24 protein-coding genes and 1 pseudogene are annotated in these 24250 nt (G+C 69.7%); 15 read left to right on the plus strand and 10 right to left on the minus strand.

All coding sequences use genetic code 11. The features are described from left to right. Positions 1-41 precede the first annotated feature (41 nt). Positions 42-686 (plus strand): DUF1707 SHOCT-like domain-containing protein, encoded by a 645-nt coding sequence (locus tag AB5G72_RS16630; protein ID WP_440220451.1) that lies wholly within the window; start codon positions 42-44, stop codon positions 684-686. A gap of 1 nt (position 687) precedes the next feature. Here the strand turns inward: AB5G72_RS16630 and AB5G72_RS16635 are convergent, their stop codons facing one another. Then, the gene (locus AB5G72_RS16635) at positions 688-1182 is read right to left on the minus strand and encodes a hypothetical protein (protein ID WP_440220452.1); all 495 of its coding nucleotides are present in this window, start codon (positions 1180-1182) and stop codon (positions 688-690) included. A gap of 54 nt (positions 1183-1236) precedes the next feature. After that, positions 1237-2610: an MFS transporter gene (locus AB5G72_RS16640; RefSeq protein WP_440220453.1), complete on the minus strand. Its 1374-nt coding sequence runs from the start codon at positions 2608-2610 to the stop codon at positions 1237-1239. A gap of 260 nt (positions 2611-2870) precedes the next feature. On the opposite strand from AB5G72_RS16640, the gene AB5G72_RS16645 reads away from it, so the two are divergent. Next, complete coding sequence (locus AB5G72_RS16645) at positions 2871-4676, plus strand: N-acyl-D-amino-acid deacylase family protein (protein ID WP_440221519.1); 1806 nt, start codon at positions 2871-2873, stop codon at positions 4674-4676. Here AB5G72_RS16645 and AB5G72_RS16650 read toward each other — a convergent pair. Continuing rightward, positions 4637-6046, minus strand: a complete 1410-nt coding sequence (locus AB5G72_RS16650) for an MBL fold metallo-hydrolase (protein WP_440220454.1) — start codon at positions 6044-6046, stop codon at positions 4637-4639. The genes AB5G72_RS16645 and AB5G72_RS16650 overlap by 40 nt on opposite strands. A gap of 150 nt (positions 6047-6196) precedes the next feature. Between AB5G72_RS16650 and AB5G72_RS16655 the strand changes: the two genes are divergently transcribed. Next, positions 6197-6607, plus strand: a complete 411-nt coding sequence (locus tag AB5G72_RS16655) for a PPOX class F420-dependent oxidoreductase (RefSeq protein ID WP_067718824.1) — start codon at positions 6197-6199, stop codon at positions 6605-6607. Between the two features lie 105 nt (positions 6608-6712). After that, entirely contained in the window at positions 6713-7285 is a 573-nt protein-coding gene (locus tag AB5G72_RS16660) for a peroxidase-related enzyme (protein ID WP_440220455.1), read from the plus strand. Positions 7286-7301: 16 nt separating this feature from the next. Here the strand turns inward: AB5G72_RS16660 and AB5G72_RS16665 are convergent, their stop codons facing one another. After that, the gene (locus AB5G72_RS16665) at positions 7302-8024 is read right to left on the minus strand and encodes a superoxide dismutase family protein (protein ID WP_440220456.1); all 723 of its coding nucleotides are present in this window, start codon (positions 8022-8024) and stop codon (positions 7302-7304) included. Between the two features lie 444 nt (positions 8025-8468). Here AB5G72_RS16665 and AB5G72_RS16670 point away from each other — a divergent pair, with 444 nt between their 5' ends. The 9 genes from AB5G72_RS16670 to AB5G72_RS16710 all read left to right on the plus strand — a co-directional run bounded on the left by AB5G72_RS16670 (position 8469) and on the right by AB5G72_RS16710 (position 16146). Continuing rightward, positions 8469-8693 carry a Flp family type IVb pilin gene (locus AB5G72_RS16670; protein WP_440220457.1) on the plus strand — a complete coding sequence of 75 codons (225 nt, stop codon included), beginning with the start codon at positions 8469-8471 and terminating at the stop codon, positions 8691-8693. A 93-nt stretch (positions 8694-8786) separates the two neighbouring features. Continuing rightward, the gene (locus AB5G72_RS16675; RefSeq protein WP_440220458.1) at positions 8787-9179 is read left to right on the plus strand and encodes a TadE/TadG family type IV pilus assembly protein; all 393 of its coding nucleotides are present in this window, start codon (positions 8787-8789) and stop codon (positions 9177-9179) included. A 23-nt stretch (positions 9180-9202) separates the two neighbouring features. Further along, complete coding sequence (locus AB5G72_RS16680; protein ID WP_440220459.1) at positions 9203-10111, plus strand: pilus assembly protein TadG-related protein; 909 nt, start codon at positions 9203-9205, stop codon at positions 10109-10111. Positions 10112-10121: 10 nt separating this feature from the next. After that, the gene (gene cpaB, locus AB5G72_RS16685) at positions 10122-10838 is read left to right on the plus strand and encodes a Flp pilus assembly protein CpaB (protein WP_440220460.1); all 717 of its coding nucleotides are present in this window, start codon (positions 10122-10124) and stop codon (positions 10836-10838) included. Continuing rightward, a complete protein-coding gene (locus AB5G72_RS16690; protein WP_440220461.1) occupies positions 10838-12070 on the plus strand; it encodes an AAA family ATPase in 1233 nt (410 codons plus the stop codon). The genes cpaB and AB5G72_RS16690 overlap by 1 nt, the downstream gene beginning before the upstream one ends. Next, positions 12067-13572, plus strand: a complete 1506-nt coding sequence (locus AB5G72_RS16695) for a CpaF family protein (protein ID WP_440220462.1) — start codon at positions 12067-12069, stop codon at positions 13570-13572. Before AB5G72_RS16690 ends, AB5G72_RS16695 begins: the two co-directional genes overlap by 4 nt. Beyond that, a complete protein-coding gene (locus AB5G72_RS16700; RefSeq protein ID WP_440220463.1) occupies positions 13569-14513 on the plus strand; it encodes a type II secretion system F family protein in 945 nt (314 codons plus the stop codon). The genes AB5G72_RS16695 and AB5G72_RS16700 overlap by 4 nt, the downstream gene beginning before the upstream one ends. A gap of 69 nt (positions 14514-14582) precedes the next feature. Beyond that, positions 14583-15491 carry a type II secretion system F family protein gene (locus AB5G72_RS16705; RefSeq protein WP_440220464.1) on the plus strand — a complete coding sequence of 303 codons (909 nt, stop codon included), beginning with the start codon at positions 14583-14585 and terminating at the stop codon, positions 15489-15491. 1 nt (position 15492) lies between these two features. Beyond that, a complete protein-coding gene (locus tag AB5G72_RS16710; protein ID WP_440220465.1) occupies positions 15493-16146 on the plus strand; it encodes a prepilin peptidase in 654 nt (217 codons plus the stop codon). Positions 16147-16176: 30 nt separating this feature from the next. On the opposite strand, the gene AB5G72_RS16715 is transcribed toward AB5G72_RS16710, so the two are convergent. The 4 genes from AB5G72_RS16715 to AB5G72_RS16730 all read right to left on the minus strand — a co-directional run bounded on the left by AB5G72_RS16715 (position 16177) and on the right by AB5G72_RS16730 (position 20306). Next, positions 16177-17106, minus strand: a complete 930-nt coding sequence (locus AB5G72_RS16715) for a TspO/MBR family protein (RefSeq protein WP_440220466.1) — start codon at positions 17104-17106, stop codon at positions 16177-16179. Positions 17107-17291: 185 nt separating this feature from the next. Continuing rightward, a complete protein-coding gene (locus AB5G72_RS16720; RefSeq protein ID WP_440220467.1) occupies positions 17292-19724 on the minus strand; it encodes a heavy metal translocating P-type ATPase in 2433 nt (810 codons plus the stop codon). Positions 19725-19731: 7 nt separating this feature from the next. Next, complete coding sequence (locus tag AB5G72_RS16725; RefSeq protein ID WP_154830127.1) at positions 19732-19947, minus strand: heavy-metal-associated domain-containing protein; 216 nt, start codon at positions 19945-19947, stop codon at positions 19732-19734. A gap of 68 nt (positions 19948-20015) precedes the next feature. Next, positions 20016-20306: a metal-sensitive transcriptional regulator gene (locus tag AB5G72_RS16730; protein ID WP_067718792.1), complete on the minus strand. Its 291-nt coding sequence runs from the start codon at positions 20304-20306 to the stop codon at positions 20016-20018. 152 nt (positions 20307-20458) lie between these two features. Here AB5G72_RS16730 and AB5G72_RS16735 point away from each other — a divergent pair, with 152 nt between their 5' ends. Both AB5G72_RS16735 and AB5G72_RS16740 read left to right on the plus strand, forming a co-directional pair. Beyond that, positions 20459-20887, plus strand: a complete 429-nt coding sequence (locus AB5G72_RS16735) for a ChaB family protein (RefSeq protein ID WP_120285466.1) — start codon at positions 20459-20461, stop codon at positions 20885-20887. A 54-nt stretch (positions 20888-20941) separates the two neighbouring features. Beyond that, positions 20942-22276, plus strand: a complete 1335-nt coding sequence (locus AB5G72_RS16740) for an APC family permease (protein ID WP_440220468.1) — start codon at positions 20942-20944, stop codon at positions 22274-22276. Between the two features lie 12 nt (positions 22277-22288). Here the strand turns inward: AB5G72_RS16740 and AB5G72_RS16745 are convergent, their stop codons facing one another. Next, positions 22289-22843 carry a hypothetical protein gene (locus AB5G72_RS16745; protein WP_187353589.1) on the minus strand — a complete coding sequence of 185 codons (555 nt, stop codon included), beginning with the start codon at positions 22841-22843 and terminating at the stop codon, positions 22289-22291. Positions 22844-22919: 76 nt separating this feature from the next. Then, a pseudogene (locus AB5G72_RS16750) lies at positions 22920-24246 on the minus strand (cytochrome P450). Positions 24247-24250: the final 4 nt, after the last annotated feature.

The raw sequence follows: 24250 nt of genomic DNA on the forward strand, positions 1-24250 counted from the left end.
CCCTATGGCGTCGAGGGCCGGGCGGTTCTAGCGTTGAGCCCATGACCGACCCGGACGACCTGCTGCTCTCCGACTCCGAGCGGCTGCACGCCCTCATGGCGCTCGGCGACCACTACGCGTCCGGCCGACTCGATGACGCCGAGTTCCACGCCCGGTCCGGAGACGTGGCCGCGTCCCGCACCCTCGGCCAGCTCCGCGGCTCGTTCGGCGACCTGCCTGGCGGGACGCCGCTGACCTCGGTCGACGGCATGATCGTGCAGTCGGCCACCGCCACCGGTGGCGAGCTGGAGGTCTCGTCGTCGTCGTCCTCGTCGACTTCGTCCGCCCTGTCGCCGGGGTCCCCCACCGGCACGGTGACGCCCGCGACCCGAGGCACGGACGCCGACCTGGAGGACCTGCGCAGGCGCGGGAAACTGGTCGAGTCGCTCGACGGCGTGGTGATCGGGCTGACGCTCATCACGTTCCTCGTCCTGCAGATCATCGTGGACTGGCAGTACGCGTGGATGGTGTGGCCCTCGCTGGTTCTCACGCTGGGCCTCCCCCGGCTCGTGCTGCGCTACACGGATTCCGACGAGAAGACGTACGAGAAGCTCAAGAAGGCCGACGAGAAGGCGCGCGAGGAGCGGCTGCGGGCGGCGACCGAGCGGATCCGTGAGCTGGGTGACGGGCGGGAGAACCGCGACTGAGCTACCCGGTCACGTCCGGTGGGCCACCATTTCCCGCGCGAGTGTCGCTGTTCCGCCCACCGGTGCCGTTGCCGCCGTTCCCACCGATGGTGCCGCTGTTCCGCCCGCCGGAGCCGCCGGCCTCGTCACGCCTGGCCAGGGTGGTGGCCACCACGGGGAACAGTGCCATGCCCAGCCCCACGGCCACGATGATCGTCCCGATCCCCAGCGAGGCGAGGACGGGGACACGGCGCTGGGCGAGCTCGGCGTCGCACGCCTCCTGGGCCTCCGTGCTCGGCTGGGGACGCTCGCCGCGCAGGAGGTCCTTCCAGCTCAGCGAGGTGAGGGCGTTGTCCTTGTCGCGGGCCTCGGTGTAGTCGGGGCTGAAGTAGGTGCCGCAGTCCACTCGCTGCACGAAGCCGCCCGTGGACACGCCGAGGCTGCCCAGCAGGATCCCGCCGAGCACCACGAGCAGGCCGAGGACGGCGACGAGGGCACCGATCACGCGAGTGGTCACGGCGCTATCGTCACATCCCCGGTGCGACAGCGCATCCGGGCCGGACGGCCGCGGTCAGGTGTCCTCGAGCGCGACCCCCTTGCGCTCGGGGAGGGTGAAGGCGGCGAGGGCGGCGACGACGAAGGCCGCGGCGAAGACCCCGAAGACCATCACCGTGTCGCCCAGATCGAGCAGGAGCGGCACGAGCAGTGGCGCGATGATGGAGGCGATCCGCCCGAACGCCGCCGCGGCGCCGGTGCCGGACCCGCGGGTCGAGGTGGGGTAGAGCTCCGGGCCGATCGCGTACAGGGCGCCCCACGCACCGAGGTTGAAGAACGACAGCGCCATGCCGGCGGCGATGATCGTGGCCGGAGAGTCCGCCAGGCCGAACAGTCCGGCCGCCACCGCCGAACCGGTGAGGAACACCGCGAGCGTGACCCGCCGACCCCAGATCTCGATGAGCCACGCCGCCACCGCGTACCCCGGCAGCTGGGCGAGGGTGATGATGAGCGTGTAGCCGAACGACTTCACCAGGTCGAAGCCCTGTGAGACGAGCAGGCTGGGCAGCCAGATGAAGGCGCCGTAGTAGGAGAAGTTGATCCCGAACCACACGATCCACAGGGCGGCGGTGCGCTTACGCAGGCGCGCGGACCAGATGGACTCGGCGGGCTCGGCGGGCTCGGCGGGCGACGCGAGCGCGGCGCCGGTGGCGACGGACGCTGCCCCGTCGGCGCCGGCATGAGCGGGCGCGGCCGTGGACGGCGCGGCCGGCGGCTCGACCCCTGCGGACGCCTCGTAGTCGCGGACGATCCGCTCGGCCTCGTCGACGCGGCCCGTCGATTCCAGGTAGCGCACCGATTCGGGCAGTCCGAATCGCACGACCAGCGCGTACGCGGCCGGGATGATCCCGATGGCCAGGGCCCACCGCCACCCGTCGTCGCCGACCGGCACCACGAAGTAGCCGATGAGGGCGGCCATGATCCAGCCGACGGCCCAGAACCCCTCGAGGATCACCACCACCCGGCCACGGATCCGCCGCGGCGCGAACTCGCTGACCAGCGTGGACGCCACCGGCAGCTCGGCGCCCAGGCCCAGGCCGACGATGAAGCGCAGCACGATGAGCATGGCGATGCCGGTCGACAGGGCCGCCGCGCCGGTGGCGAGGCCGTAGACCAGCAGGGTGGCGGCGAAGACCTGGCGTCGACCGATCTTGTCGGCGAGCAGTCCGCCGAGGGCGGCGCCGATCGCCATCCCCACGAACCCGATGGACCCGACCCAGGACAGCTCGGTGGGCGAGAGCGACCAGTGGACCGCCAATGCCGCCATGACGAACGAGATGAGGCCGACGTCCATGGCGTCGAGTGCCCAGCCCACGCCCGAGCCGAGCAGCAGCTTGCGGTGCTTGCGGGTGAACGGCAGGCCGTCCAGGCGCTCCGTGCGGGTCGTCATGGCGGCCACGCTACTCGGCATCCCTGACACAGCCCGGTGCCAACCCGGGCTGGACATGGACGAATGTCCGAGTAGCCTGGGGGCAGCTGTGTTCCACATCACATCAAGAGGAGTTCCTCGTGAGCATCACCGAGAACGCCGATCGCGCCGATCGCGCCGATCGCGCCGATCGCGCCGATCGCGCCGATCGCGCCGATCGCGCCGAGGGCGCTGAGAACGCCGAGAACGCCAGCCCGGGTGGGACGGACTTCGACGTCGTCATCCGCGGGGGCACGGTCTTCGACGGCACCGGCGCCCCCGGCGTCCGCGCGGACGTCGGGATCCGGGCCGGTGTCGTGGCGGCGATCAGCCCCGCGCCGCTGCCCGTCTCGCCGGGCACGCGGGTCGTGGAAGCCGAGGGGCGGTGGGTGACGCCCGGATTCGTGGACACCCACACCCACTACGACGTCGAGCTGCTCGTCTCCCCGGGCCTGGGCGAATCCGTCCGGCACGGGGTGACCACGGTCCTGGTGGGCAACTGCTCCATCTCGGGCGTGTACTCGGGCGCCGTCGACGTCGCCGACCTGTTCAGCCGCGTCGAGGCCCTGCCCCGCGACTCGGTGCTGGCGGCGCTCGAGCAGAAGAAGACCTGGTCGGGCCCGGCGGACTGGCGGCGCACGGTCGAGAACCTGCCGCTGGGGCCCAACGTCGCGTCGTTCCTCGGCCACTCCGACGTCCGCGCCTCGGTGATGGGGTTGGGCCGGGCGACCGACCCCACGCAGTCCCCCAGCCGCGACGAGTTGCGCAAGATCGACCGCCGCATCAACGCCGCTCTCGACGAGGGCTTCCTCGGCGTGTCCACCATGACCAATCCGTGGGACAAGATGGACGGTGACCGCTACCGCTCGCGGACCCTGCCCTCCACGCACGCCTCGTGGGGCGAGTTCCGGCGGATCAGCCGGCTGCTGCGTCGCCGTGACCGCGTCCTGCAGGGCGTGCCCAACCTCAACACCAAGGTCGACGTGGCCTTCTACGCCGCCACCAGCACCGGGCTGTTCCGCAAGCCCCTGCGTGTCTCCCTGCTGGCCGCCGCCGACACGCTGGCCGAGCCGTGGGTCAACCGCATCTTCCGGCCCATCGCCTGGGTCGCCAACACGCTGGGCCGCGGCAAGTTCGTGTGGCAGCACCTGCCCACGACGTTCAAGGTGTGGGCCGACGGGATCGACCTGGTGGTGTTCGAGGAGTTCGGCTCCGGCCGCGAGGCACTGCACCTCGTCGACGAGATGGCCCGCACCGACCTGCTCGAGCAGGAGAGCTACCGGCGCTGGTTCCGCCGCGACTTCGAGAAGCGCTTCAGCCCACGCGTGTGGCACCGGGACTTCGACGACGCGCTCATCGTGGCCTGCCCCGACGAGTCACTGGTCGGCCAGACCGTCGGCGACGTCGCGCGCGCCCGGAAGCTCCACCCGGCGGACGCCTACCTCGACCTGGTGGTGGAGTACGGCACCGACTTCCGGTGGACCACCACCATCGCCAACGCGCGGGAGAAGGTCGCCAACCGGCTGGCGCGGACCCCGGGCGTGACGATCGGTTTCTCCGATGCCGGCGCGCACCTGCGGAACATGGCGTTCTACAACTTCGGGATCCGTCTGCTCGAGCGCGTGCACCAGGCGCAACTCAAGGGCACGCCGTTCCTCACCACCGAGGAGGCCGTGTACAAGCTCACCGGCGAGCTGGCGGACTTCTACTGCCTCGACGCCGGGCGCCTACAGGTGGGCGCGCGCGCCGATGTGGTGGTGGTCGACCCGTCCGGGCTCGACGGCGAGTCCCTCGAGTACCACGAGGAGGCCATGGACGAGTTCGGCGGGATCCGCCGGATGGTCAACCGCAACGACCGGGCGGTCGCGGCGACGATCATCGGCGGCCACGTGGTGTGGTCCGACGGTCAGTTCGCCGAGGGCTACGGCCGGAGGTTCGCGGCGGGCCGGTTCCTGCCCGCGGGCGAGGCCGTGGCACCGCGGCCGGTGGAGGCGCCACGGCCCGCCGCTCACTCCGTGGGCATCCCGGCGTCCTCCCAGGCGGAGTAGCTGCCCTCGAGCTCGGTGACGTCGTAACCGACGCTGCGCAGTGAGCTGGCCACGACAGAGCTGCGGGTGCCGGACTGGCAGTAGGTGACGATCTTTCCCGAGTCGGGCAGTTCGTCGCGCTCCCACATCACCTGGCCGCCGTGCAGCTGGGTGGCGCCGGGGACGTGTCCGTCCTCGTACTCGGAGGTGGCCCGGACGTCGAGCACCATGGCGTGCTCGTGGGACTCCAGGTCCTTCGGGTCCACGGTCTCCGGGCGGAACGTGGGCAGTCCGTCGGTGGAGGTGACGTACCCGCGCGTGGTGTCGACGCCCACGCGGATGACGTGGCGCCGCAGTTCGTCGGCTTCCTCGGCGTCCTCGGCGAGGAAGACCAGGCCGCGGGCGTCGGATTCGGGGTCGATCGCCCAGCCGGCGTAGGTGCCCGCCTGGCCGGCGGGGAGGTTGATGGCGCGGTCGACGGTGCCGTCGTGGACGTCGTCGGCGGGGCGGGGGTCGACGACGACGAGGTCACCGGATTCGATGCCGGAGGCCACCTCCTCGGCCAGCAGCTCCCGCAGCTCTGGTAGGGGATTGCCGAGCACGGAGGGGCCGTCCCGGTTCTCGCGCTTCATCCGCCCGAAGTACGCCGGCGCGTCGGGCTGGCCGTCGAGGAGTTCGGAGATGAAGCCCTCCTCGTCGTCGTTCTCCACGTACTTGGGCCACCACGCGAACTTCCGCTCGTAACCCACCGAGCTGGACGGCAAGGCCCCCAGGGACTTGCCGCAGGCCGAGCCCGCGCCGTGGGCCGGGAACACCTGGACGTGGTCGGGCAGGGTGAGGAAGCGCTCGCGCAGGCTGGCGAACAGCTGCTTGGCGCTGTCGACGCGGGTGTCCTCGTCGTTCGACGCGTTGCCGCCGGTGGTCTCGTCGAGCAGGTCCGGTCGGCCGAGGTCACCACAGAACACGAAGTCGCCGGTGAGCGCGTAGCCGGGCTCGTCGGCGAACGCGCCGTCGGTGACGAGGAGCATGAGGTGCTCGGGCGTGTGGCCGGGGGTGTGCACGGCCTTGAGCTGGACGTTGCCGAGCTCGATGGTGTCGCCGTCGCGGAGCCGCTCGCCCTCGAAGCCATAGCGCCAGTCGTCGCCGCCCTCGTCGGAGAGGTAGGTGGTGGCGCCGGTCGCGGCGGCCAGCTCGCGGGTGCCGGACAGGTAGTCGGCGTGGATGTGGGTCTCGGTGACCTTGACGATGCTCATGCCGTGCTGGTCGGCCATGTCGAAATAGGCCCGCAGGTCGCGGCTGGGGTCCACGACGATCGCCTCGCTGCTGCTCTGGCAGCCGATGAAGTAGCTGGCGTGGGCCAGGTCGTAGTCATAGATGCGTTCGAAAAGCATTGTGCTGCGTCCTTTTTCCTTGGGGGGAACAGGTACATCAGCCACCGTAAAACCCTGCGGGGTATCTGGCTACCGGTCGGTTCGTGCGCCGTCGCGGTCGGGCAGCGCACACTGGGAACGGACCGCAACGCCGATGGAAGGATCCCCGCCGTGACCGATTCCCACCTGGACGACGACACCCGCGCCGTCCTGCTCGCACCCAACCCGGCCGTCATGGCGACGCTGCGCAAGGACGGCTCCCCGGTCACCGTGCCGACCTGGTATCGACTCGTGGAGGGTGACCGGATCCACCTCAACCTCGACGCCGGCCGCGTGCGACTGCAGCACCTCCGGCGCGACCCGCGGGTGGCACTGTCCGTCATCGCGTCCGAGGACTGGTACACCCACGCGAGCATCCAGGGGCGGGTCGTGGAGATCGCCGACGACCCAGACCTGTCCGGCATCGACGCCCTGAGCACGCACTACACCGGCGAGCCGTACCCGGTGCGCGACCGCGCCCGCGTGGACGCGTGGGTGGAGATCGACCACGTCCACGTGTGGGGGCAGCTCCGCGAGTCCTGAGCGCAGGTGGGGCGCGCGGGGGAGGGCCCGCTGAACGCGTCCGGCGATCCCGCGTGCGCCCTACGCTGAGGCGACCCCTCGCCCGTCTACGCCCCGGAGACCTCCATGTCGGACCGCTATCCCCTCGCCGAGCTCAACGACCTGCCCGATGACCTGCGCGAGCGGATCCTCGCCGAGCAGGAGAAGGCCGGGTTCGTGCCCGAGGTGTTCCTGATGTTCGGGCGCCGCCCCGCCGAGTCGCGGGCGTTCTTCGCCTATCACGACGCGTTGATGGAGCGCGAGGGCAACCTGTCCAAGGCGGACAAGGAGATGATCGTGGTGACCATCTCCGGGCAGAACAGCTGCCTGTTCTGCGTGGTGGCGCACGGGGCGATCCTGCGGATCGTCAAGAAGGCGCCGTTGCTCGCCGACCAGCTGGCGGTGAACTACCGCAACGCCGACCTCACGCCGCGCGAGCGGGCGATCTGCGACTTCGCGACCAAGGTCAACCTGCACTCCGACGAACTGGGCGACGCCGACTTCGCCGCCCTGCACGAGCACGGCCTCGACGACGAGGACGCGTGGGACATCGCCGCGATCACCGGGCTGTTCGGGCTGAGCAACCGGCTGGCCAACGCCACCGACATGCGCCCGAACCCGGAGTTCTACCTCATGGGCCGGGTGCCGCGGCAGAAGTAGTCAGTTCTGCTCGGTGTCAGTTCTGCTCGGTGACGACCCCGCAGGCCGCGCGGCTACCGCCGTCGCCGGCGTTGCGCGTCTCCTCGTCGGCCCCCTCGGGCGCGTAGCGCTCGGGGATGTTGGCGAGGTTGTCCGAGTTCTCGTGGACCATCACGGCCGAGCCGTCCTCGTCCAGGAGAAGGTCGCGGTCCAGGCGGTCGGTGAGCGTGACGATCCGGGCCGTGCCGCCCTCGGTCACGTAGAGGGTCGGCAGGTCCCCGGCGTGCTCGGGGTGGCCGGCTTCGCCGCCGGGACCGGCCAGGTGCCCGCCGGCGGAGAGGAACGCGCCCCGCTCGCCCGGCTGGGTGGGGTTCTCACTGTCGGGCTCGCACAGGCCCGCGCCGTGGATGTGCAGGCCGTGGAAGCCGGGCTCCAGGTCGGTCGCGTTGACCGTGACGAGCGTGCCGCCATCGGACTCGACGAACTCGGCCGTCCCCCGCGGTTCGCCCTCGGGGTTCACCAGTTCGGCGGTCGCGAACGCCTGGCCGCCGGCGTTCTGGCCGGACGCCTTTGTGGTGGTCTCGGAGGTGCTGGTCTCGGACGTGTTCCCCGCGCCGTCCTGGGGCGTGACGTCACCCCCTGCGGCTGGAGAGTCCTCTCCGGTGCCGCATGAGGCCAGCAGGAGCGCGGTTGCGGACAGGGCCACGAAGGTCGAACCCCTCCGGGCGCGGCGGGCGGTGGACACGGTGCGTGCGGTCATCACAAACCTCCTCGGACGGCGTCGTGAGGGTGACGGTACCGAGGCAGACCCGACGCGCAACCGCGTCTGCGGCCTGCATTTTCGCCGGCAGATCACTCACCGGCGGCCCCTACCACTAAGTAAGAAGTCACTTGCACTTCTTACTCAGGTGTCGTTCACCTCGCAGCCGCACTAACGGACCAACGTCCTGATGCCGAGCCCTAGCGGGCAGACCAGCGCCTCCGAGACCCGTTGCGCTGGTCACTATCTCGCTGGAAGCAGGCCCGCGAGCACGGCAAATGCGCGCGTCCTATGAAGTTCATCACGAGAACATATCTGAACGCTTGCACAACCTGAGAAGCGGGTGCATACTCTTCTCAGTCCCCGCACAGATTCCTCTGGCCCTCGCGGGGCGTCCCTCCCCCTCGAGCCACCGGCTCATTCCCTCGCAAGAAAGGGTTCATCATGAACCAGGTCTATGCCCTCATAGCCACCTTCCAGGCGTTCCTCGACGATCGCTTCGAGAACCGCCAGGACCGCGGTGCGACAGCTGTTGAGTACGGCCTGATGGTCGGCCTCATCGCAGTCGGAATCATCGTCACAGTCGCCCTTCTGGGAGACCAGCTCTCCTCGATGTTTAAGGGCGTTACGGACGCTCTCACCGGTGCGGGCGTCACGACCACCACCTAATCCCTTGGTGGGCGTAACGAGTAAGGAACGCGTTACGCCCACCATGGTCCCCTTCCGCCGTCCCCCGCATCTCCCCTCCCCTCAGGCGCCGCAATGCTCACGCCCTCACGTGACCGCGGAGCAGCCGCAGTTGAATTCGCGCTCGTACTGCCGATACTCCTGCTCCTAATCCTCGGAATTTTCGAGTTTGGACGTGCGTACCACGTCCAGACAACCCTCTCTAACGCTGCGCGCGATGGCGTCCGGGTCATGGCACTGCAAGACAACTCCGTCGCCGCGATCGCGGCGGCGGAGGCTTCGGCCAGCCCCCTCGACCTTGCCGACGCCGACATCACCGTGACCCCAGCCGGCGGCTGCTCGTCCGCCCTTACCGGTGCCGGGCTCGCGTCGGTCACGATCGAGTACCCGTTCTCCCTGGTGTCGGGATTCCTTCCCGTCGACGACTTCACCCTGACCGGGAAGGGGACAATGCGATGTTTCGGCTAAACGATGATCGCGGTGCAATTGCCGTGTTCATAGCAATCCTTCTCGTCCCTCTCCTCGGTTTTGCCGCCATCTCTCTCGACATAGCGGCCACCCACGCCGAGAGACAGCAACTCCAAACCGGTGCCGATGCGGCTGCGCTTGCGATCGCCCAGGATTGCGCCCGCAAGAGCTGCGGCGCGCCAATCGACACCGCGCAGACCCTTGCGACGCTCAACAGCAACTCCGGGGCCGCAGTAGCGGACGTCGATCCGGTTCCGACCGAGGAATCCGGGCGAGTCACCGTTCGCACTTCAGCGGTCCGAGAGCATTGGTTTGCTCCGGTCTTGGGTGTGGACTCGACCGAGCTCGCCACCTCTGCCACTGCAGGCTGGGGCTCTCCCACGGGCGGAACATCAGCACTACCGATGATCTTCTCCCTCTGCGACTTCAACAAGTACTCGGTGGACGGGCGCCCATCGGGTCGAGAACAGGTGATCGTGACGACGCCGGCGGGGACGTGCACGGACTCCGTGGACGGATCTCCCACGTACCTCCCAGGAGGCTTCGGTTGGTTGGAGACCGACGTCAAGAAGAGCTGCAACGCCACAACGCGCATAGGCACCCAGGCCGAGAGCGAACCGGGCAACACGGCAAAGCACTGCGATCTCTCGACGATCCGCGACCGAACAATCCTCGTGCCGATCTTCGACGACGCCGATCCGGATGAGAAAGGTGGCCAGGGGAGAGGCGCCTGGTACATGGTGTACGGCTACGCCGCGTTCACGGTGACCGGCTACAACTTCTCCGGCCAGAGCTGGAACCCGCCGTGCCATGGCAATGAACGGTGCATCAGCGGTTACTTCACCACCATGCTCCAGGAAGACCCCGACTTCGACTACGGACCGGGTGGGCCCGATCTCGGGGCTGCCGCCGTCGTTCTTCTACCCGACTAGTGAGAACCCAATGAACCGACGACTCCTCTCAGCCATCGCAGCCGGCGTCCTCGCGATCCTCGGCGCCGTGCTGTTGGTCAGCTACGTCAACAACGCTGACAGCCGCGCGATGGCGAACATGGACCCCATCGAAGTGCTGGTCGTGTCCGCGCCCATCGCTCAAGGGACACCTGCTGAAGAGGCCGCTGCGTCGGTCACCACCGAGCGTCTGCCCAAGGCTGCGATCGGCCCCGATCCCATCCGGTCGCTCGCGGAGGTGGCCGGCCGGGTCGCCGCGACCGACCTCCAGCCCGGAGAACAGGTCCTCGGTGCCCGGTTCGTCACCCGGCAGTCGATGGAGCGGTTCGGCGGCATCCCCGCCCCCGAGGGCTACCACTCAGTGACTATCTCGCTCGACGCGCCACGCATCGTCGGCGGCACGATCACACCCGGCGACAAGGTCGGGGTATTCGTCACGCTCGGGGACCAGACCCACCTCGTCCTGCACAACATCGCGGTGACCCGGGTCCAGGGTGGTCTCGGAGCCACGCAGCCAAACCAAGGCACCGAGAACCCGGACGCCGCGCCGGTGCCCGATGGCGGCGCGATGATCACCATGGCTCTGACCGCCCAGCAGGCCGAGACCATCGTCTTTGCCGCCGAGAACGGCAGCATCTGGCTGTCGATCGAGGACCCCACCACCCCGAAGGACGGCACGCGCGTGGTCAACCCAGGGAACTTCTTCTGATGAGCCGCATACTTGTCGCCACCGATTCCGCCGACCTCCGCGGGAGGGCAACCACCGCGACCGGCGAGCCGATCTCCGTCATCGCGGGGCGCCCGCTGCCCTCGGGTCCGTCGCAACTGTTCCAACAACTCGGGCCTGGCGTCGCCATCCCCCAGGTCGTCGTGATCGACACCGCCGGCGGCAGAGACGAGGCACTCCAACTCTCGTCGCGCCTCGCCACCGAGTGCCCCGGCATGGCCGTGGTGTTGGTGAGCGAGCATCCCGACTCCTTCGCTCTGGCCGCCCTCCGTGCCGGCGCGTGCGACGTGGTCCACCGTGACGCCGAGGTGGGCGAGCTCGCCGCGGTGCTCGTCCGGGCCGCTCAGATCGCCGCCGCCTCTGCGCCCCAGGGGCCGGGCGACCCGGCCATGAACGGGACCGCCAGCACACGGGGCCGCGTCATCAGCGTCGTCTCCCCCAAGGGCGGGGTCGGCAAGACGACCGTCGCCACCAACCTCGCGGTGGGACTCGCCCGGACAGCCCCGCTCTCGACGGTGATTGTCGACCTCGACGTGCAGTTCGGCGACGTGGCCAGCGCCCTCAACCTGGACCCCGAGCACACCCTCCTCGACGTGGTCCGCGGGCCGGCCGTGCAGGACTCCATGGTGCTCAAGACCTTCCTCACCCAGCACCAGACCGGTCTCTACGCCGTGTGCGGGCCCACCTCACCCGCGGACGCCGACGACATCACCGCCGCCGACGTCGCTCAGCTCCTACAGACCCTCGCCTCGGAGTTCCGGTACGTCGTGGTGGACACCGCCCCCGGACTCGACGACCACGCCCTCGCCGCGATAGACCAGGCCGACGAGCTCGTCACGCTGACCAGCCTCGACGTGCCCGGGGTCCGCGGCCTGCGCAAGGAACTCAACATCCTGCGCGACCTGGGGCTGAGTCTCGAGAAGCGACACGTCGTGGTGAACTTCGCCGACCCCCGCAGCGGTCTGACCAAGGCCGACGTTGAAGCGACCATCGGCACCGGCGTCGACCTGGTCCTCCCCCGCAGCAAAGCCGTGCCCGTGTCGGTGAACCAGGGAGTGCCCCTGCTGCAGAGCGACGGTCGCGACGCGATAGCCAAGCAGTTGCGCAAGCTGGTCGACCGGTTCACTCCGGCCACCATGCGCCCCACCGCAACCGCCGTCCTCACCGCCGAGGGTGGTCGGCACCGCCTCCGCCGGAAGCGGGTGAAGGCATGAGCCTGTCCGAACGTCTCCGCGCAGCCCGGGTCACCCCCGGGACGACCGTCACCGACGCGCCCGTCACCGACCCGCTGTCGACGGCCCCCGCCGCGCCGACCTCGACGCCGACCGTGGTCACCCCGGTTGGAACGACGACAACGTCATCGGCCGCTGCACCCACGCCGTCCACGAAGACCGCCAAGAACGCGCCCGCCGACGACGCCACCACCGACCCGCTCGTCGCCCTCAAGGAACGCGCGGCCGACGCCCTGTTCGAGCGCATCGGCGCGCGCCTCAACAACCCGGCACTCACCGAGGAACGGCTCCACGCCATGGTGCGGAGCGAGCTCAACAAGGTCGTCGAGGACGAGACCGTCCCCCTCACCAGCGACCAGCGGGTCCGTCTCATCACCGACGTGCAGGCAGACGTGTTGGGCCACGGCCCGCTCGAGAAGCTGCTCGAGGACCCGGAGATCACCGAGATCATGGTCAACGGTCCCGACATGATCTTCGTCGAACGCGCAGGTCAACTCACCCGCCATCCCTCCAGGTTCGCCTCCGAGGAACACCTTCGTCAGGTCATCGAGCGGATCGTCTCCCGCATCGGCCGCCGCGTCGACGAATCCTCCCCCCTGGTCGACGCCCGACTCGCCGACGGTTCCCGCGTCAACGCCGTCATCCCACCACTGGCCGTCAACGGCTCTTCTCTGACCATCCGAAAGTTCTCCAAAGACCCGTTCAAGGTCCACGACCTCATCCGGTTCGGGACCCTCACCCCGGAGATGTCCGAGCTGCTGCAGGCCTGCGTGGAGGCGCGACTCAACATCATCGTCTCCGGCGGCACCGGTTCCGGCAAGACCACCCTGCTCAACGTCCTGTCCTCCTACATCCCCGAGGGCGAGCGGATCGTCACCATCGAGGACGCCGTCGAGCTGCAGCTCCAGCAGGACCACGTGGTCCGCCTGGAGTCCCGCCCGGCCAACATCGAAGGCCGCGGCGAGATCACCATTCGCGAGCTCGTGCGCAACTCCCTGCGAATGCGGCCCGACCGCATCGTTGTCGGCGAGGTCCGCGGTGGGGAGACCCTCGACATGCTCCAGGCCATGAACACCGGTCACGACGGCTCTCTCTCCACCGTTCACTCCAATTCGCCACGTGACGCCATCGCCCGCCTGGAGACCCTCGTACTCATGGCCGGCATGGACCTGCCGCTGCGCGCCATCCGCGAGCAGATCGCCTCCGCCGTCGACGTGATCATCCAGCTCACCCGACTCCGCGACGGCACCCGCCGCGTCACCGCCGTCACCGAGGTCCAGGGCATGGAGGGTCAAACCGTCACCCTGCAGGACGCCTTCCTCTTCGACTACTCCGCAGGCCTCGGCCCTGACGGCAAGTTCCTCGGCAAGCCCCAGGCCACCGGCGTACGACCCCGCTTCACCGACAGGTTCAACGAACTCGGCATCACCCTGTCCCCACGCGTGTTCGGCGCGACCACCGAGAACCCCGGATCCATCCGATGAGCCAGACGCTGCTGTCCCCCGCAGGATTCGCGATCGCCGCTCTCACGCTCGCGCTGCTCACGGGCGCCTACCTCATCCTCTCCCCCGCACCCGGGCGGATACCCCGCGACCGCCGTCGGCCCGGCATGGCCGACGGCCCCGGACCCCTCAGCCGCGCGGCCACCGCCGCCACCGAGGCGATCGACTCCCTCTTGCGCCGCCGCGGGACCACCGGAGCCGGCCAGCTCGAACGCGCCGGAATCCGCATGGGGCTCCAGGACTACGTCTTCCTCGTCGTCGTCGCCTCGATCGTCGCCTTCGCCCTCGGCCTCATACTCGTCGGACCACTGATGGGCCTGTTCCTCGCCCTCCTCGCCCCTGCCGGCGCCTACGCCCTGCTCCAGGTACTGGCCTCCCGTCGTCGCGCCAAGTTCGCCGACCAACTCGACGACTCCCTCCAACTCATGTCGAGCAGCCTGCGCGCCGGGCACTCCATGCTGCAGGCCCTGGCCTCCGTCGCCCGCGAAGCCGAACAGCCCACCTCCGAGGAGTTCGCGCGGATCATCAACGAGACCCGCGTCGGCCGCGACCTCGGCTCCGCCCTCGAGGAGACCGCCAACCGGATGGGCAGCCAGGACTTCGTGTGGGTCACCCAGGCCATCGCGATCAACCGCGAGGTCGGCGGCAACCTCGCCGAGGTTCTCGACGCCGTGGGCCACACCATCCGCGAACGCAACCAGATCCGCCGGCAGGTGGCAGCGCTCGCCGCCGAAGGGAAGCTGTCGGCCTACGTCCTCATGGCGCTGCCGTTCGGCATCGGCGGGTTCCTGTTTATCTCCAACCCGTCCTACATCAGCGTGCTCACTCAGAGCCCGCTCGGCTGGGGGATGATCGCGGCCGGCGTCGTGATGCTGACAATCGGCGGCATCTGGTTGAGCAAGGTCGTCCGCATCAAGTTTTGACAGGGTCGGCCCCTCCCTCAGGGCCGCCCCTCCTCCCCCAACCCTCTCGCCCCTCGAAAGGAGCCCCGCGTGAGTTCACTGCCCGCCGCGGTGGCCGTGTTCGTCCTCACCGCCTCGATGTTCATGCTGGCCTTCGCGGTATTCGCCGGCCGTGACACCGTCCGCGCGCGCACCGTCGCCAACCTCCGCCGGGGGATCGACGAGGGATACGCCGCTGCACCCGTGGACCTCACGGGGGTCGACGACGACGACTCCCGCAGTCGCCTGTACGAGTTCGCCCGCCGACTCACGCCGGCAGGCACCATCCGCAGGCTCGAGAGGCTGACCATCCGGGCCGGTCGGCCCAAGGGCTGGTCCCTGTCGCGCCTGGTGATCGCCAAGATCGTCGTGCCCCTCCTCGTGATCCTGCTGGGCCTCATGCTGTTCCGAGCCAGGCCGGAGCCACTTCTCCTGCTCCTTGTTCTGGGTACGGCGGCGGTCTGCTACTTCCTGCCCGAGCTACTCCTAAGCAGCCGTAGCCAGGAGCGGAACGACGAGATCCAGCTTGAGTTGGCCGATACCCTCGACCAGATGACCATCGCGGTGGAGGCGGGCCTCGGCTTCGATGCCGCCATGGCCCGCGCCGGCCGCAACGGCACCGGCCCGCTGGCGCAGGAGCTCATCCGCACCCTGCAGGAGATCCAGGTGGGCCAGCTACGCCGCACCGCCTACGAGTCGCTGGCGCTGCGGACAGACGTCCCCGACCTGCGGCGGTTCGTCCGCGCCATCATCCAGGCCGACGCCTACGGCATCTCCGTCGCCGACGTGCTGCGCACCCAGGCCGCCGAGATGCGGCTCAAGCGTCGCCAGCGCGCAGAGGAGAAGGCCCAGCAGGTGCCCGTCAAGGTGATCTTCCCGCTGCTGGTGTGCATCCTGCCCGTACTGTTCATCGTGCTGCTCGGACCCACCGCGATCAACATGATGGAGGCGTTCTCCTGACATGCTCTTCGTGATCGCCGTGGCCTCGGCCGTCGTATCCGGGCTGGCGGCGGCGGCGCTCGGGCGATGGATGCGCTCCCTCGCCGAGTCCGATTCCCGGTGGTTGCGCAGTGGCCTGCACGTGGTGCTGGCGGCGGCCGGCGGGTTCGGCGCCGCGTACCTGGCTCTGGGCTGGGCCGACCTGGTGACGTTCGCCGCGCTCGCTGTGGGCTGCGCGCTCCTGATCGCGATAGACCTGGCTGTCTTCCGACTGCCCGACAAGATCGTCCTGCCCCTGTACCCCATCGTGTTCGGCGGGCTCGCGGTGACGGCCGCGATGTTCGACGAGTGGGGCTCGTTCGGCCGGGCCGCCGCCGCCGCGGCGGCGCTGCTCGCGTTCTACTTCGTGCTCGCGCTCATCAACCCGTCCGGCCTGGGCCTGGGGGACGTCAAACTCTCCGGCGTGCTCGGCGCGTTCCTCGGCTGGTTCGGCTGGCCAGCCGTGCTCGCCGGGACGTTGGCCGCGTTCGTCATCAACGCCACCGTCGCACTCGTGCTGCTGGCGGCGGGCCGGGTGGGGGCCAAGAGCGGCATCGCGTTCGGCCCGGCCATGGTGATCGGCGCAGTCGTGGGCGCCGCCTACTGGGCCGTGCGCTCTGCGGCGCTGGCGGGCTGACGCCCGGACCAAGCTAGGCCCGGCGGCCCGCTAAGCCGTGCGCCCGACCTCGGCAGCACGACGTGGCTGCCGCTTGCGGACCGTGAGTCGCCGGACGAGGGCGACCACGACCACCACGACCGACGCGATCGCCGCCGTCCACACCAGCGCGGCCGATTCGTGCTCGCCCGAGGTGCGGCCGTACGCGACCCACGCCAGTCCCCAGGCCGTCGCCAGCGCCGGCGGGATGCGCCCGCCACTGATGAGCGCGGTCGCCACGCCGACAGCCGCGGCCACGACGATGCCGACGATCCCGAACGGCACCTCGGTCACCACCTCGACGCCGGCGCTCGCGAGCCACGCGTACGTGTTGGCGAAGAACGCCACCGACACCCAGCCCAGATACAGGCCGAACGTGCCGTCAGTGACCACGGTCTCGACCACCCCGCCGATGCGCGGCGCGCCGAGAATGAACATGATGCGGATGAGCACCGCCAGCAGCAGCACGATCACGATGACCGAGCCGAGGATCAACCCCAGTTGCACGGACCAGATCCATGCGGCGTTGAGCAGCACCGAGGCCAGAGCCCACGGTCGCAGCGCCGCCTGCCGGGCGGAGCGCCGGGCCACCGGGGTCAGCTGCCAGATCGCGTACGCGGCGAGCCCGAGGTAGATCACGCTCCAGATGCTGAACGCCGACCCGGCGGGAGCCACCGGGGTCGCGTCGGCGGACAGCACCCCGCCGGCGGCCTCGGCGATCGGGGTCCCGCCCAGCGCTCCGCTGCCGATGAACGCCGCGACGATCGCGGCGGCGGTCCCCAGCAGGGTGATGATGGGGAGCGCCCAGCCGGTGGGGGCGAGCAGCTCACCGGGTCCGCCGGCGTCTGCGGGCCCGCCCGGCGATCCGGCGTGCCCTGGGCCTGTCGCTCGGTCACGGCTAGCGGGGTTACCGCTCGCCCGGTTATCGCTCGCGGGGGTCATGTGAGAGCTCATAACTCCACCCAACCAGGCGACACCCGACGGTGCAGCCGGTGTCGGGGCCCACCCCGACCGCCCTGGGCCGCGAAATCGGCTACTCCGAATCGGGATCGGCGAGCCCAATTGGACTAGCCGATGCCGATTCGGAGTAGCGGATCTGGAGGGGAGGGGCGGCCGGGCGGGTTCGGTCAGACGGTCGCGCGGAAGCGGCGCAGCCGCAGGCTGTTGGCCACCACGAACACCGAAGAGAACGCCATCGCGGCACCCGCGATCATCGGGTTGAGCAGCCCCGCCGCGGCCAGCGGGAGCGCCGCGACGTTGTAGGCGAACGCCCAGAAGAGGTTGCCCCGGATGGTGCCGAGCGTGCTCCGCGAGAGCCGGATCGCGTCGGCCGCCGAGCGCAGATCGCCGCGGACCAGCGTGAGGTCGGAGGCCTCGATCGCCGCGTCGGTACCGGTGCCGATCGCCAGGCCCAGGTCAGCGGTGGCCAGGGCGGCAGCATCATTGACACCGTCGCCGACCATCGCCACCACGCGCCCCTCTGCCTGCAGCCGGCGGACCACGTCGACCTTGTCGGCCGGCATGACCTCGGAGATCACCGTCTGCGGTCCTGGATCGATGCCGACCTCGGCGGCCACTGAGGCGGCCACCGCGGCGTTGTCCCCGGTGAGCAGGATCGGGGTGAGACCCAGCTCGCGGAACTTCTCGATGGCCTCGGCGGAGGAGTCCTTGATCTGGTCGGCCACCACGAGGACCCCGCGGGCCTTTCCGCCCCAGCCCACCGCGACCGCGGTCTGGCCAGCCCGGGCAGCCTCGGCCATCGCGCTGTCCAGCTCCTGCGACAGCGGCATGTTCCGCTCAGCCAGTAGGGCGGGACGGCCCACGACGACCACCTCGTCGTCGTCGGCCCCGGAGGAACCATCGACAGCGGGCTCCGCGGCCGCGCGCCCGGGACCAGCGACAACGCGCCCCGACACCCCCAGACCCTCGTGGTTGGCGAAGTCCGCTACGCCCGGCAGATCGCCGACCTCTTCGCGGGCGCCGGCGACGATGGCACGGGCGATGGGGTGCTCGGAGGCATCCTCCACGGCCCCGGCGCGGCGCAGAACTTCGGCCCGGTCCTCCCCGGCCGCGACAGTCGTAGAGACCAACGCGTGCCGACCGGTGGTGACGGTGCCGGTCTTGTCCAGGACGATCGTGTCGACCTTGCGGGTGGACTCCAGGACCTCGGGGCCCTTGATGAGGATGCCCAGCTGCGCGCCGCGGCCGGTGCCGACCATCAGCGCCATCGGCGTGGCCAGGCCGAGCGCACACGGGCAGGCGATGATGAGCACCGCGACGGCCGCGGTGAACGCCAGGGCGGCGCCGCCGCCGGTGAGCATCCAGAACAGATACGTCGCCACGGCCAGCACCAGGACGACGGGGACGAAGATCCCGGAGATGCGGTCGGCGAGGCGCTGCGCGGCGGCCTTGCCGGACTGGGCGTCCTCCACCATCTGCGCCATCTGGGCGAGCTGGGTGTCGGAACCGACGCGGGTGGCGCGCACGGTCAGGCGGCCGCTGGCATTGACGGTGCCGCCCACCACGGCGTCGCCGGGACCGACCTCGGCGGGCACGGACTCGCCGGTGACCATCGAGGTGTCGACCGCGGAGGCACCGTCGACAATCTCGCCATCGGTGGCGATCTTCTCGCCGGGGCGGACGACGAACTCGTCGTCGACCTGCAGATCCTCCACCGGGATGCGGGTCTCCACACGCCCGCCATCAACACCCCCGCGAAGCACGGCGACGTCCTTGGCGCCCAGCTCGAGCAGCGACCGCAATGCGGCGCCTGCCGTGCGCTTGGACCGCGCCTCGAAGTAGCGGCCCAGCAGGATGAACGTGGTCACCCCGGCCGCGGCCTCGAGGTAGATGTCGCCGGCGCCGTCACTGGGCGAGAGGCTGAACTCGAACCCGTGGGTCATCCCGGGCATGCCCGCGTGGCCGAAGAACAGGGCGTACAGCGACCAGAGGAACGCCGCGGACGTACCGAGCGAGACGAGCGTGTCCATGGTGAACGCACCGTGGCGCAGGTTGATCGCGGCGGCGCGGTGGAACGGCCACGCGCCCCACACGATGACCGGGGCGGCCAGCGTCAGCGACAGCCACTGCCAGTTGGTGAATTGCAGCGCTGGGACCATGGCCATCGCGATCACGGGGATCGACAGGACGGCGGAGATGATGACACGCTGGCGCAGCTCGTCGACCCGGTCGGGCGCGGCGGTGTCGTCGGTGGCGTTGCCGGCGTGGCCGGTCGACTGCCCGGCGTCGGCCGCGGCACCGGACGCGTCGCCCCCGCCGGGCGCGGACGTGCGGGGCTGAGTGTTCCGGGGCCGCGGCAATTGTGCGTGGTACCCGGCCTGCTCGACGGTGTCGAGCAGCAGCTGCGGCTGCAGGCCCTCGGGGATACGGACGCGGGCCTTCTCTGTGGCGTAGTTGACCTCGGCGGTGACGTCGTCGAGCTTATTGAGCTTGCGCTCGATCCGGTTGGCGCACGAGGCGCAGGTCATGCCCTCGATCTGCAGCTCGACCAAGGTGGTCCCGGCGGAGGGCGCCGTGTCCCGGCTGTCGGTGGTGGTCATGGGGTGCTCACTCCTGCGCTGTGACTGTGTACCCGGCCTCGTCCACGGCGGCGCGAACCGCCGCGGGATCGACCGGGTCGGAGGAGACGACGACGAGGCGACCCGACTCCAGATCGACCTCGACCTCCGAGACTCCCGGAATTTCCGAGACCTCCTCCGTCACGGAGGCGACGCAGTGGCCGCAGGTCATGCCGGAGACGGTGTAGGTGGCAGTGGCGGACATGGTGTTCTCCTCGTTCGGGTGGTGGGTGTGCGGTGACTGTCGTGGCCCGCGATCGGTCGGCGCGATGATCAGGACCTGACCAGGCGGGCGATGGCGGCGTTGGCCTCGGCGAGCTTGGCCTCGGCCTCCTCCGGGCTGCCGTTCTCGATGGCGCCGGCGACGCAGTGTCCGAGGTGCTCGGAGAGCAGGCTCAGCGAGACGGACTGCAGGGCCCGGGTCATGGCGGAGACCTGAGTGAGGATGTCGATGCAGTACTTGTCCTCCTCGACCATCCGTTGCAGCCCGCGGGCCTGTCCCTCGATGCGGCGCAGCCGCTTGAGGTGGTCCTCCTTGTGCGGGGTGTATCCATGCTCGGCCATGGCCCATACGGTACCCCCCTAGGGTAAGTGCCGCAAGGGCGGATCGCGTTCTCCGACGAGCGCTCCGACCCCCGGCACCGGTTTCCAATCCGGCCCCTGCTGTTTATGGTCGGGACAGCGCCACTTCCGATGTCGATCTGGAAGGAAATGTCATGCCGAAGACAGACAGCGACGGGAACGCGAAGGACAGCGAGCTGCCCTCGACGCTGCAGCGCAGCGACCAGAAGGCCAAGGACACCTTCGCCAAGGCCTACGACTCGGCGGAGGAGGAGTACAGCGACGAGTCCCGTGTCGCGCGGACCGCCTGGAGCGCCGTCAAGCACACGCACGAGAAGGTGGGCGACCACTGGGAGCCCAAGGACGGCAAGGGGCCCTCGGATTCACGCTCGGAGAGCGGCGGGCCGAACCCCTCCGGAGAGTCGAAGGGCGGGGTGGACGCCAACGCCAGCAAGGACCACCTCTACGAGCAGGCACAGCGGCTCGACATCGAGGGCCGCTCCGACATGACCAAGGACGAGCTCGTGGAGGCACTGCGCAAGGCCAACGACCGGAAGACGAAGGAGAGCCGCGACGAGTCGTGAGCCCGGCAGGAGCAGGACCGCCCCGCCCCCATCCATCGAGGATGTGACCACAGAATGAACCACGACAGTGACCGGAAATCACTCTCTCTCTCCGGCTCGGTGGCGTTGGGCACGGGGGTCATGATCGGCGCCGGCATCTTCGCGCTGGTCGGCCAGGTCGGCGAGCTGGCCGGCGGGTGGATGCCGTGGGCGTTTCTCGCCGGCGCGGTGGTCGTGCTGTTCAGCACGTACTCGTACATCCGGTACTCGGCGACCAACCCGTCGTCCGGCGGCATCGCCATGCTGCTCAAGGCCGCGTACGGCCCCGGCGTGGTCGCCGGCTCGTTCTCCCTGTTCATGTACGTGTCGATGATCCTCGCCGAGTCCCTCCTCGGCAGGACCTTCGGCACCTACCTCCTGCGCGCCTTCGACGTCAGTGACCCGGGCATATGGGTGCCGGTCCTCGCCGTTCTCGCCATCGCCTCCGCCGCAGCCGTGAACCTGGTGGGCAACCGACTGGTGGAACGCTCGGCCATGATCACCGCCGCGATCAAGATCGGCGGGATCGCCGCGCTGGCCATCGCCGGGATCCTCGCCACCGGCGTGGGGTCACTGTCCCGGCTGGTCGACGCCGGGGACCGCACTCCGCCGGATCACGGGTGGGCCGGATTCCTGGCCGCCGTGGCGTTGACGATCCTCGCCTACAAGGGCTTCACCACGATCACCAATCACGGCGCCGACCTGCGCAGGCCCGAACGCAACCTCGGCAGGTCCATCCTCATCTCCATCGCCCTGTGCACGGTGCTCTACCTCCTGATCGTCGTCGCGGTCAGCGGGAGCCTGAGCGTGCCGCAGATCGTCGAGGCGCGTGACTACGCGCTCGCGGAAGCGGCCGCGCCGCTGTTCGGCCAGTGGGGAGTACGCCTCACCGTGATCGTGGCGGTCGTGGCAACCCTGTCGGGACTCATCGCGAGCCTGTTCTCCGTCTCGAAGCTCTACGACATGCTCCGGGACATGGGGCAGGCCCCGGGGCTGCCGGGCCGGGAAGGCCACCAGCCGCTCTACATCACCGCGGGCCTGGCGATCCTCATGGCCGCCTTCTTCGACCTGTCCAGGATTGCGGCCCTCGGCGCGATCCTCTACCTGACGATGGACATCGCCATCCACCTGGGCGTCATCCGGCGACTCCGGGACGAGGTCGACGCCACCGTGTGGATCCCGTGCGTCGCCATAGTGCTCGACCTGGCCGTACTGGTCCCCTTCGTCGGCCTCAAGGCGGGGTCGGATCCGCTGACCATCGCCCTGACCGCAGGTGTCGCCCTCGCGATCTTCGCCGCGCAGTGGATCACCGTCCGGCGCCGCGGCGACGACGATCGCGAGGGGGACGAGCACGAACACGCCGGGGCGTGAACGGTGCGCCCATCAGTCGCGGTCGCGGTGCCTCGCCTCCGCACGGTCGGGCAGCAGGTACTCGGCCGACACGGCGGCCGCCGCGGAACCGACGATCACCAGCACGAATCCGACGATGGCGACGTACGGGCCATAGGCGACCGATGCCTCGGCGGACAGCCCCGACAGGATCGGGTCCGCCGTCCCCGTCGAGCCGTACAGCACCCACATGAACGCGAGGTGGGCGATGAGGACCAGCCCCGCCGTCACGGCGTTGAGGATCGCGAAGATGCCGAGCCGGGCCACGAGCGTGACCACGGTGAGGAACGACAGCGCCACGAGGCCGAGGAAGTTCACCGGGGTGATCTCCCTGAGCCCCAACACCTCGGGCAGCACGAGGCCGGAGAGCGACTGCCCGGCGCCGGTCACCCACGGCAGGTACAGGCTCAGCAGGGCGATCGCCAGACCGACGAAGGCGACAGGGGCGCCGATGCGGCTCTGGATGATCGGGATCGCCTTCTTCCTCCTGGCCGGCGCGCCGTCCGTGGAGGCCACCGGCTCGGGAGCGTGGGTCGTGTGAGCAGCCATGATGATCACCCTTCCGTGTTGTCCCACATGCGGGATGTGAGGTACACCACAGACTAAGTTGATACGACACCTTTCGCTACCCCTGCGGCTGTGATTTCTCTGAATTTCCGGCCCGCCGCACCAGACGGACCGGCTGCCCGTCCTTCGGGAACGGCAGCGACTTCCATCGGCGCCGAGTAGTCCGCGTCGACGTGCCACTCGAAGGTGCGCAGCAGGTGATGCAGCACGAGTGAGACCTCCGCGCCGGCGAAGTGCATGCCGATGCACTTGTGCACGCCGCCGCCGAACGGTTGCCACGCCTGACGGTGGACCTTGTCCTCGCGGCGCCCCTCGGAGAACCGGCCGGGGTCGAAGACCTCCGGAGAGGGCCAGTACTGCTCGAGATGGTGGGTGAAGTAGGGCGCGATCGCCACCATCGTCCCCGCCGGGATGAAGTGCCCCAGCACCTCGGTGCCCTTGACAGCCGTGCGCACGATCGTCGGCACCGGCGACACCAGGCGCAGCGACTCCTTCATCACCAGGTCCAGCGACCCCAACTGCGAGAGCTGGTCGTAGCTGATCGTGTCGCCCGGAATCGCCAGGGACTCCTCGCGGCACCGCTCCTGCCACTCCGGGTGCTGGCCCGGGTATTGCATCATCGTCGAGATGGTGATCGTGGACGTGTCGTGCGCGGCCATGAGCAGGAAGATCATGTGGTTGATGACGTCGTCGTCACTGAACCGCTCGGCGTCGACCTCCACCCGGCACAGCACGGAGAACAGGTCGTCGCCGTCGCCTGCCCGCCTGGCCGGCAGGTACTCGCGGAGGAACTCCTCCACCCGACGTCGGCCGGCCAGTCCGCGGTGCCAACGCCCGCCCGGGACGGGGTATCGCACGAGCGCGGTCGCCGCCTGGACACAGTCGATGAACGCGGCGTTGACCTGATCGAGGCGCGCCTGGCTGGCGCCGGGGGCGCCGCCCATGAAGACCTCCACCGCGAGGTTCAGCGTCAACTGCTTGAGCCGGGGATAGACCTCCACGCGCTCCCCCGGTTGCCACTGCTCGACGGCGGTGCGGACCGCCGGGTCGATCGCCGCCGCGTACCTGGCGAGACGGTCGGAGGTGAACGCCTCCTGCATGAGGCGGCGATGGGCCATGTGCTCGTCGAAGTCCAGGAGCATCAGGCCGCGGTCGAAGAACGGCCCGATGAGGAACTGCCACGCCTCGCCGTTGGCGAACGCCTTGTCCCGGTTCTGGAGGACCACCCCCGAGGCCTCTAGCCCGAGCAGCGCCACGATCCTCGTCCCGAATGCGCGGAACCACGAGACCGGCCCGTACCGCTGGTAGCGCTTCCCCCACAGCCGCATGGGATCCCGCAGATACCCTCCGGCAGCGCCGCCACGAGCTGTACCGCGATTTCGCAGCCCT

This window comes from Dietzia sp. MNB45, assembly GCF_051994785.1.
GTDB lineage: Bacteria > Actinomycetota > Actinomycetes > Mycobacteriales > Mycobacteriaceae > Dietzia > Dietzia kunjamensis.